Annotated in this window: 1 protein-coding gene; it reads left to right on the top strand. The window is 51.8% G+C overall.

Translation table 11 applies throughout. The features are described from left to right. Window positions 1-556: phosphoribosylamine--glycine ligase (locus R7Q46_RS29325; protein ID WP_318078603.1), on the top strand; the 556-nt coding region annotated here is incomplete at both ends.

Here is a 556-nt window from a genome sequence, read left to right as displayed (position 1 = left end):
ATCCCAACCGGTGCTTACGCAAACTTCACAGAAATTGAACCAGCGCTTGCTTACGTGCGTGAGCAAGGTGCACCAATCGTGGTGAAAGCAGACGGTCTTGCTGCTGGTAAAGGCGTTATCGTAGCGATGACGCTAGAAGAAGCAGAAGACGCAATCAAAGACATGCTAGCGGGCAACGCATTTGGCGATGCAGGCAGCCGCGTGGTTATCGAAGAGTTCTTAGATGGTGAAGAAGCAAGCTTCATCGTAATGGTCGATGGTGAGAACGTTCTGCCAATGGCCACCAGCCAAGACCACAAACGTGTCGGTGATAAAGACACGGGTCCGAACACAGGGGGCATGGGCGCTTACTCTCCAGCTCCTGTGGTCACACCCGAAATTCACAATCGCATCATGGAAGAAGTCATTTACCCAACGGTACGTGGCATGGCATCTGAGGGGAACCCATACACAGGTTTCCTATACGCGGGTCTTATGATCGACAAAGACGGCACTCCGAAAGTGATCGAGTACAACTGCCGCTTTGGTGATCCAGAGACACAACCAATCATGATGC

The organism is Vibrio sp. 811 (assembly GCF_033339195.1).
This window is presented reverse-complemented; position numbering and strand designations above follow the sequence as displayed.